7 protein-coding genes are annotated in these 7,783 nt (G+C 67.8%); 5 read left to right on the top strand and 2 right to left on the bottom strand.

Annotated elements, in window-relative coordinates:
• The coding region (locus AB8M85_RS16905) for an HNH endonuclease (RefSeq protein WP_372700008.1) at positions 1 to 293 on the top strand (293 nt) is incomplete at its 5' end.
• A 10-nt stretch (positions 294 to 303) separates the two neighbouring features.
• Here the strand turns inward: AB8M85_RS16905 and AB8M85_RS16900 are convergent.
• Complete coding sequence (locus AB8M85_RS16900) at positions 304 to 1,329, bottom strand: aminoglycoside phosphotransferase family protein (RefSeq protein ID WP_372700007.1); 1,026 nt, start codon at positions 1,327 to 1,329, stop codon at positions 304 to 306.
• Positions 1,330 to 1,337: 8 nt separating this feature from the next.
• Positions 1,338 to 2,540 carry a hypothetical protein gene (locus AB8M85_RS16895; protein WP_372700006.1) on the bottom strand — a complete coding sequence of 401 codons (1,203 nt, stop codon included), beginning with the start codon at positions 2,538 to 2,540 and terminating at the stop codon, positions 1,338 to 1,340.
• Between the two features lie 247 nt (positions 2,541 to 2,787).
• On the opposite strand from AB8M85_RS16895, the gene rimP reads away from it, so the two are divergent.
• The 4 genes from rimP to infB all read left to right on the top strand — a co-directional run bounded on the left by rimP (position 2,788) and on the right by infB (position 7,711).
• On the top strand, positions 2,788 to 3,354 hold the full coding sequence (gene rimP / locus AB8M85_RS16890; RefSeq protein ID WP_372700005.1) for a ribosome maturation factor RimP: 567 nt from the start codon (positions 2,788 to 2,790) through the stop codon (positions 3,352 to 3,354).
• A 1-nt stretch (position 3,355) separates the two neighbouring features.
• Positions 3,356 to 4,354 (top strand): transcription termination factor NusA, encoded by a 999-nt coding sequence (gene nusA / locus AB8M85_RS16885; RefSeq protein ID WP_372700004.1) that lies wholly within the window; start codon positions 3,356 to 3,358, stop codon positions 4,352 to 4,354.
• Positions 4,355 to 4,451: 97 nt separating this feature from the next.
• Positions 4,452 to 4,775: a YlxR family protein gene (locus AB8M85_RS16880; RefSeq protein WP_372700003.1), complete on the top strand. Its 324-nt coding sequence runs from the start codon at positions 4,452 to 4,454 to the stop codon at positions 4,773 to 4,775.
• Positions 4,776 to 4,936: 161 nt separating this feature from the next.
• On the top strand, positions 4,937 to 7,711 hold the full coding sequence (gene infB / locus AB8M85_RS16875) for a translation initiation factor IF-2 (protein WP_372700002.1): 2,775 nt from the start codon (positions 4,937 to 4,939) through the stop codon (positions 7,709 to 7,711).
• Positions 7,712 to 7,783 lie beyond the last annotated feature (72 nt).

Here is a 7,783-nt window from a genome sequence, read left to right as displayed (position 1 = left end):
GGCTCTTCCCGCCCGGGCTGGCGCGGTTCATCGCCACCCGGGACCAGACATGCGCGACACCGTACTGCGATGCCCCAATCCGCCACAATGACCATGTCCTGGCTTGGGCGAGCGGGGGCAGGACCACTGCGGGGAACTCCAGCGCCAAGTGCGCCGATTGCAACTACTCCAAGGAAGCTCCCGGGTGGAGCGCGGCGAGCGTTGCCGGTCACCGGCATACCACGCTCACCACGACCCCGACGGGGCATACGTACCGCGCCCAATCACCACCCCTACCCGGCGACACCAGCTGACGTTGGCAACCTATACCAGGGGCTTGAGCTGGTGAACGCCCGGCAGCGTGGACATGTCCCCGCAGCTGAGCGCTGTCGCTATCCACAGCGAACGTTCGGCGTCCAGGTCCAGGCCTTGTTCCGAGTAGGTCAGGGCGTCCTCCACGGCACGGGCAACCGACCATCCGGTCGCCATGTCCGCATCCAGATTGGCGGCTTGCACCAAATGACGAACCCGGGCGCGGAGAGCATGCGCGGAGTCCCGCTCCGGCAAGTCACCCAGACGGTTGGCGAGCATGGGCAGAACAGCGAACTCGCGGTCTCCGACGAAGGGCTGCGGATCGATCGCCACGTATTCCCCGGTCGTCGGCCGTGCCAAGACGTTGTAGTAGTGCAGGTCGGCGTGGACCAGGAAGTCGTCGCTGTCGCGCCGGCCCACTGCACCGCGCTGCTGACAGAGTTCCAGGGCTGCTGCGAGCAGGCGCCGGGGGAGCAGCTCCGGGGCATCGGCCCACCGGGCGGGCAGTTCGTCATTCCAGCGTTCGGCGAGGGCATCGGTCCGTTCGAAACCGCCAACCCCGTCTGCCGGGGAAGATCCCTGCGAGACCCGCTGGCCCAAACGGCCCATGATGTTGCCCCAGATATCAACGGCTTCGGAGACCGGGACGGCGCCCAGGTCCCGATCCGGGTCGAGCCGCTCCAAGAGCAGGAATCCTCCCTCGTCACGGATCAGATCGACCGCTGCGATCCCAGCCCAAAGGCGCAAGGCCGCGGCCTCCGTGGCCAAATCGGGATCGGGGATCTGGTACTTGAGGGCGAAGCGAGTCCCTGCGGCATCCAGGACCGGAACCACGAGGCCGGCATGTCCTGCGAACCACGGACGTGTCGATCCCGGATCCAGGTGCAGGTTCCATCTGCTGCACTGGTTGGAAATACGCTGCCCCGCGTTCTGCAGCCAGGGCCCGCCAACAGGGGTGCGCAGGGCATTGTGCCGCAGCTGGCGAGGGAAGTCCGCCGGGTCCCACCCGGGGTTCCCGGTGTTTTGCGATGCCTGCACGATGGTTTTCAGGTGAGCTCCGGGATGGTCCCGGAGAGTTCGAAGGCCCGGTCGGCCGACCGCCAGGCTTCGGCCACCAGGGCGGTCCGAAGCGGTTGGGGGGCATCGGCTGCGGCATCGCGCAGGAGGGCCGCCAACTGTTCTTCCGCCCCAGCGACCGAGGCAAGTGGATGGGCCTTGAAATCCCGGGGTAATGCGTAGGCCGTTGCGCGAGTGGGGGAGCAGTCCGACGGCAGCAGGTCTTCCAATGTGTGTCCGAGCGCGGACGTGGTGGCTGCCAGGTCCCAACCGCGGTGGGTCGACGCTCCGGGCTGCTTGATAGCGGCCATCTGGTAGCCGTATGCCAACCGGAAGGCTGCGTCGGCGGCGGCGCGCACCGCGTGCGCAGTGGCTTCTTCTGCTGCCGTCGGCTCACCGGCCGGAGTCGAAGCAGAAGCGCCTTGCGAACCGCCCGAGGAGGAATCGCCGGGCTGGCTGTCGGCACTGCACGATCCGCTGGGAAGCTGGCTGCCGGCAGCCGTGCTCCATTCCTGGGTGGCGTCCGGGACGCCGACCTTGGGGAATTCCTCCAGGGCGGGTTGTCCAGGAACCAGCGCGGCGAGCCGCTGTGCCTCAAGGCGCTGTTCGATACCGGCACCCAGGACGGCGGCGACGTCACCCGGGGCGGCGGCCAGGGAGGACTCCAGCAGGTCATTGGCCGAGCCGGCCATCCCGAGGGCGATCTCGGCCAGGCCGGTGTCGCCGAGTACGGGGGAGTCCGGTTTCCCCGCGGTGGAGGATCCTGCGGAATTACCGGCGGGATGTGTGTCCTCGACGAGACCTGAGGCGCCGGTTGATGTTCCGTCGGCCGTTTCCTGGGCGACGCGAGCGGCCAATCCGGGTGTGAGAAGTTCCACATGGCCGCGCAGCATGGCCGCGGCCCGTTCCAACTCGCGGGCGGACGCCGGGGCCAAGGACGTGGCCGCCGCGGAAGGCTCCGCCGAGGCGGGCGCGCTGGATTCGGAGGTCCCGGAGTCATTCCCGGCTGCCGTTCCGGTCGCGAGGGCCGTCGCGGTCCGGGCAAGGTCGAGCATGTTTCGCGATGCCTTTTCCTCCGCGCCGATCTGTGCGCCATCCCCGCGGAAATCCGGGCCCCACCCCTTGTTCGCTGTCGTCCCGATGCCGACGACGATGGCAGCCACCAGCAGCAGGCCGAGCAGGCGGAGGAACAACTTAAGGCGAAAAGAGGCCCGGCGCCGTGGCGTACGGCCGTGGCTGGTGGGGGAGGGAGAGCGCTTGACCATCGAGACGATCATCCCATGGGGCGCCGGCCGGAGCAGGCCCCCTGGAGCGGTGTCGCGAGGTGCCCCGGCCCTGGGCACCGGATGCCCGGTCCCTGGGCGTGGACGGAAACGTCGGCGGGACCGGTCAATTGTCGATACTCTGGTACGCACAACATCGAATATGTGGGAGGAAGTCATGTCCGAACAGCCGGCAAGCACCCCGTCCGAAGGACAGCGGCTCAAGGAGTACCTGGAACCCACCGTTTCCGAGCACCACCTCCTCCTCGAGGATGTCGAGATCCGTTCGGGGGCCGACCACCGGACAGTCAACGTCATCGTCGATCTGATCGAGGGAACCGGCAACGTCGATCTGGACACACTGGCCGAAGTATCGCAAGCGGTCTCCGAGGCCATGGACCGCGCCCCCGCCGAGCCGGGACCGGCCTACGATCTCGAGGTCTCCTCGCCCGGTGTTGGCCGCCCCCTGACGCTTCCCCGGCATTGGCGCCGCAATGTCGGACGTTTGGTGAAGGTCAACCTCATCGGCGAGGAGAACATTACCGGACGCCTGACCGACGCCGACGACGAGCAGGTCACCGTGGTGCCGGACATCCCGGTCAAGAAGGGCATGAAGCCCAAGCAAGGTGAGCCCCGCACGATTGCCTACGGGAACATCCGGCGCGGAGTCGTGGAAGTTGAGTTCACCCGTTCAGGGCCCCTGGACAACGAAGCAGTAGAGATCGACGAGGCGCAGGAGGCCTGACATGGACATTGATATGAGCGCACTGCGACTCCTGGAATCGGAGCGCGAGATCCCGCTGCACCTGATCATCCCCACGATCGAGCAGGCCCTGGTGATGGCGTACCACAAGTCGCCCGGGGCGATCGACCAGGCCCGTGCCGAATTGGACCAGAAGACCGGCCGGGTCACGATCTGGGCGACCGAGATCGACGAAGAAGGCACCGCTGTCGGTGAATTCGACGACACGCCGGAGGGCTTCGGCCGGATTGCGGCCAGCACCGCTCGGCAGATCATCCTCCAGCGCCTGCGCGATGTCGAGGACGACAACGTCCTCGGCCAGTTCAAGGACAAGGAAGGCGAACTGATCTCCGGCCAGATCCAGCAGGGCAACAACCCGATCATGATCCAGGTGAACCTCGGCACGATCGAGGCGCTGCTGCCGCCACCCGAACAGGTCCCGGGGGAGAAGTACACGCACGGCTCGCGGATCCGCGCCTATGTCACCGACGTCCGCAAGGGGCCCAAGGGCCCCTCGATCACCCTCTCGCGTTCGCACCCGAACCTGGTACGCCGGCTCTTCGAGCTCGAGGTCCCGGAAATCGCCGACGGAACCGTCGAGATCGTGTCCCTGGCCCGCGAAGCCGGGCACCGCACCAAGATCGCCGTGCGGGCCCGAAAGGCCGGCATCAACGCCAAGGGGGCTTGCATCGGGGAAATGGGATCCCGTGTGCGGGCGGTCATGAACGAATTGCACGACGAGAAGATCGACATCATCGACTACAACGAGGACCCCGCGCGGTTCATCGCCAATGCCCTGTCCCCGTCGAAGGTCAAGACGGTCACCATCGTCGACGAAGCCATCCGGCAGGCCCGCGTTGTGGTGCCGGACTACCAGCTCTCGCTGGCCATCGGCAAGGAAGGGCAGAATGCCCGCCTGGCTGCCAAGCTCACGGGCTGGCGCATCGACATCTCCTCCGACGCCAACCCGCAGGGTCGGGTCGAGGCCGTTCGTCCCGAGTGAGCAGGGCGCCGTGCCCCATGGCCGGCGTGAAAAGCGGTAGACTGGTCTCTGGTCCGATCAGGTCCGGCCATCCCAAACCCAGGAGTTGACCTCCCTCGTGAGCTCGCAGCACCAGCCGCAGCGAACGTGTATCGGGTGCCGGGAATCGACGGACCAGGACCAGTTGTTGCGTTGGGTGGTGGAAGGAAACGGCTTGTTGGCCGTTCCGGATCCCACCCGCCGCAAGTCCGGTAGGGGTGCTTGGCTGCATCCCACGCCGGAATGTGCAGCCCGCGCCGTGAAACGGCGGGCGTTCTCCCGGGCCTTCAGGGCCCCGGTGGACGACTCGCAGGTGGAATCGGCAGTGGCCGCACTGGGTGCGCCCCCGCCGGGTGGTAGCACCGGATCAACCGTCAAACGTGAAAGCGGGTCAGAAATCTGATGGAAACCCGATGAGTGTCAAGCGATGAGCGCCTAGCTATGACTAATCAGTTATGCGCAACGATCGGCATGCCGCCTCGCGGCGGATGTCGGCCAAGCCCAAAAAAGACGGTTCGCACCCGGTAAGAAGTGAGTGCAGGGGCGGACCGAGACAGGAGAAATGTGGCCAAGGTCCGCGTACACGAGCTCGCCAAAGAGCTCGGCATCACTTCGAAGGATGCAGTGGCAAAACTGCAGGAAATGGGCGAATTCGTCCGTTCCGCCTCTTCGACCATTGAAGCGCCCGTAGTCAAGAAACTGCGTGGCGCCTTCCCCCAGCAGCCGGCCGCCAAGGCCCCGGCTGCTGCCAAGCCCGGCAACAAGCCGGCGACTCCCGCCCCGGCTGCCCCGGCCTCCGAGGCACCCCGACCTGGCGCATCGGCTGGGCCGAAGCCCGTCGCCGAGCCCACCCCGGCACCTGCTGCACCGGAAGCCCCGGCTGCCCCGAAGCCGGCAGCTGAAAAGCCTGCCGCCCCGGCCCCGGCGGCGGACAAGTCCGTCGCGCCGCGTCCGACGTCGGCCAAGCCCGGTGCCCCGCGCCCGGGAAACAATCCGTTCTCCTCTCAGCAGGGGATGCGCGGCAAGGATTCCGGCCCCGGTGGGCCGCGTCCGGCTGCCCGCCAAGGCAACCGTCCAGGTGGCCCCCGTCCGGGCAACAACCCGTTCGCCTCCCAGCAGGGCATGCGTTCGGGCGCACCTGCAGGCCAGGGCGGACCGCGTCCGCCGGCCGGCGCTGGTGGACCCCGTCCCGGGGCTCCCCGTCCGGGTGCCCCGCGCCCCGGAGCCGGCGCGCCAGGCGCACGTCCGGGTGGGCCCCGCCCAACCCCGGGCATGATGCCCAACCGCACCGAGCGTCCGGCACCGGCCGGCGCAGGACGTCCCGGCGCACCGGGACGCGGCGGCGCCCCCGGTCGCCCGGGCGGCGGCTTTGGCGGCAAGGGTGGCGGCCGCGGACGCGGTGGCACCCAGGGTGCCTTCGGCAAGGGAGGCGCCGGTCGCGGCAAGCAGCGCAAGTCGAAGCGGGCGAAGCGCCAGGAGCTGGAGCAGATGAGCGCACCGTCGCTGGGCGGCGTGAGCGTGCCCCGCGGCAACGGCGAGACCATCGTGCGCCTGCGTCGTGGTGCCTCCATCACCGACTTCGCCGACAAGATCGAGGCGAACCCGGCCGCACTGGTGACCGTACTGTTCCACCTCGGCGAGATGGCCACGGCCACACAGTCGTTGGATGAGGGTACGTTCGACGTCTTGGGCGCCGAGCTGGGCTACAAGGTCCAGGTCGTGTCCCCGGAGGACGAGGAGCGCGAGCTGCTCGAGTCCTTCGCCATCGACCTCGACCAGGAGCTCGAGGAAGAAGGCGACGAGGACCTGCGTCCCCGCCCGCCGGTGGTTACCGTCATGGGCCACGTCGACCACGGCAAGACCCGCCTGTTGGACGCCGTCCGCAAGACGAACGTCATCGAGGGCGAAGCCGGCGGCATCACCCAGCACATCGGTGCCTACCAGATCAGCCACGAGCACGAGGGCACCGAGCGTGCCATCACGTTCATCGACACCCCGGGCCACGAGGCGTTCACCGCCATGCGTGCCCGTGGTGCGAAGGTCACCGACATCGCCGTGCTGGTCGTCGCCGCGGATGACGGCGTCATGCCGCAGACCGTCGAGGCGCTCAACCACGCCCAGGCGGCCGACGTGCCGATCGTGGTCGCGGTGAACAAGATCGACAAGGAGTCCGCCAACCCGGATAAGGTCAAGGGCCAGCTCGCCGAGTATGGCCTGGTGCCCGAGGAATACGGCGGCGACACGATGTTCGTGCCGGTTTCCGCGCTGAAGAACATGGGCATCGACGAGCTGCTCGAGGCGGTGCTGCTGACCGCGGACGCCGCCCTGGACATGCGCGCCAACCCGGACAAGGACGCCCGCGGCATCGCCATCGAGGCAAACCTCGACAAGGGCCGCGGCGCGGTGGCCACCGTGCTGGTGCAATCCGGCACGCTGAACGTCGGCGACACCATCGTCGCCGGCCAGGCCCACGGACGCGTCCGTGCCATGTTCAACGAGAACGGCGAGAACCTGGAGCAGGCTGGCCCGTCCCGCCCGGTCCAGGTGCTGGGCCTGTCGACCGTCCCCCGGGCCGGCGACACGTTCCTGGTCACCACGGACGAGCGCACCGCCCGCCAGATCGCCGAAAAGCGCGAGGCAGCGGACCGCAACGCCCAGCTGGCCAAGCGCCGCAAGCGCATCACCCTGGAGGACTTCGACCAGGCCGTGGCCGAGGGCAAGATCGACACCCTCAACCTCATCCTCAAGGGCGACGTCTCCGGTGCGGTGGAAGCCCTGGAGGATTCGCTGCTGAAGATCGACGTGGGCGAAGGCGTGCAGCTGCGCGTCATCCACCGCGGCGTTGGCGCGATCACCCAGAACGACGTCAACCTCGCCACCGTGGACAACGCGATCATCATCGGCTTCAACGTGAAGCCTGCGGAGCGCGTTGCGGATCTGGCCGACAAGGAGGGCGTTGACATGCGCTTCTACTCGGTCATCTACTCCGCGATCGACGACATCGAACTGGCGCTGAAGGGCATGCTGAAGCCGGAGTTCGAGGAGGCCCAGCTGGGCACCGCGGAGGTCCGCGAGGTCTTCCGTTCCTCGAAGTTCGGCAACATTGCCGGCTCGATCGTCCGCTCCGGCACCATCCGACGCAACTCCAAGGCACGCGTCACCCGTGACGGCAAGGTCATCGGCGAGAACCTCTCCGTCGACTCGCTGAAGCGCTTCAAGGACGACGCCACCGAGGTCCGCACTGACTTCGAATGTGGTATCGGCCTGGGCTCGTTCAACGACGTCAAGGAAGGCGACATCATCGAGACCTACGAGATGCGCGAGAAGCCGCGCGCCTAAGCGCGGACCCCGTACGACGCCGGACGCTCGCCTTTCGGGCGGGTGTCCGGCGTCGTTCGTCCTACTCTTAAA

Source organism: Arthrobacter sp. JSM 101049 (assembly GCF_041679245.1).
Lineage (GTDB): Bacteria > Actinomycetota > Actinomycetes > Actinomycetales > Micrococcaceae > Arthrobacter_H.
This window is presented reverse-complemented; position numbering and strand designations above follow the sequence as displayed.

Excerpts from the sequence above, each read along its gene's own strand:
- rimP (WP_372700005.1), top strand. The coding sequence starts at position 2,788 with ATGTCCGAACAGCCGGCAAGCACCCCGTCCGAAGGACAGCGGCTCAAG.
- nusA (WP_372700004.1), top strand. The coding sequence starts at position 3,356 with ATGGACATTGATATGAGCGCACTGCGACTCCTGGAATCGGAGCGCGAG.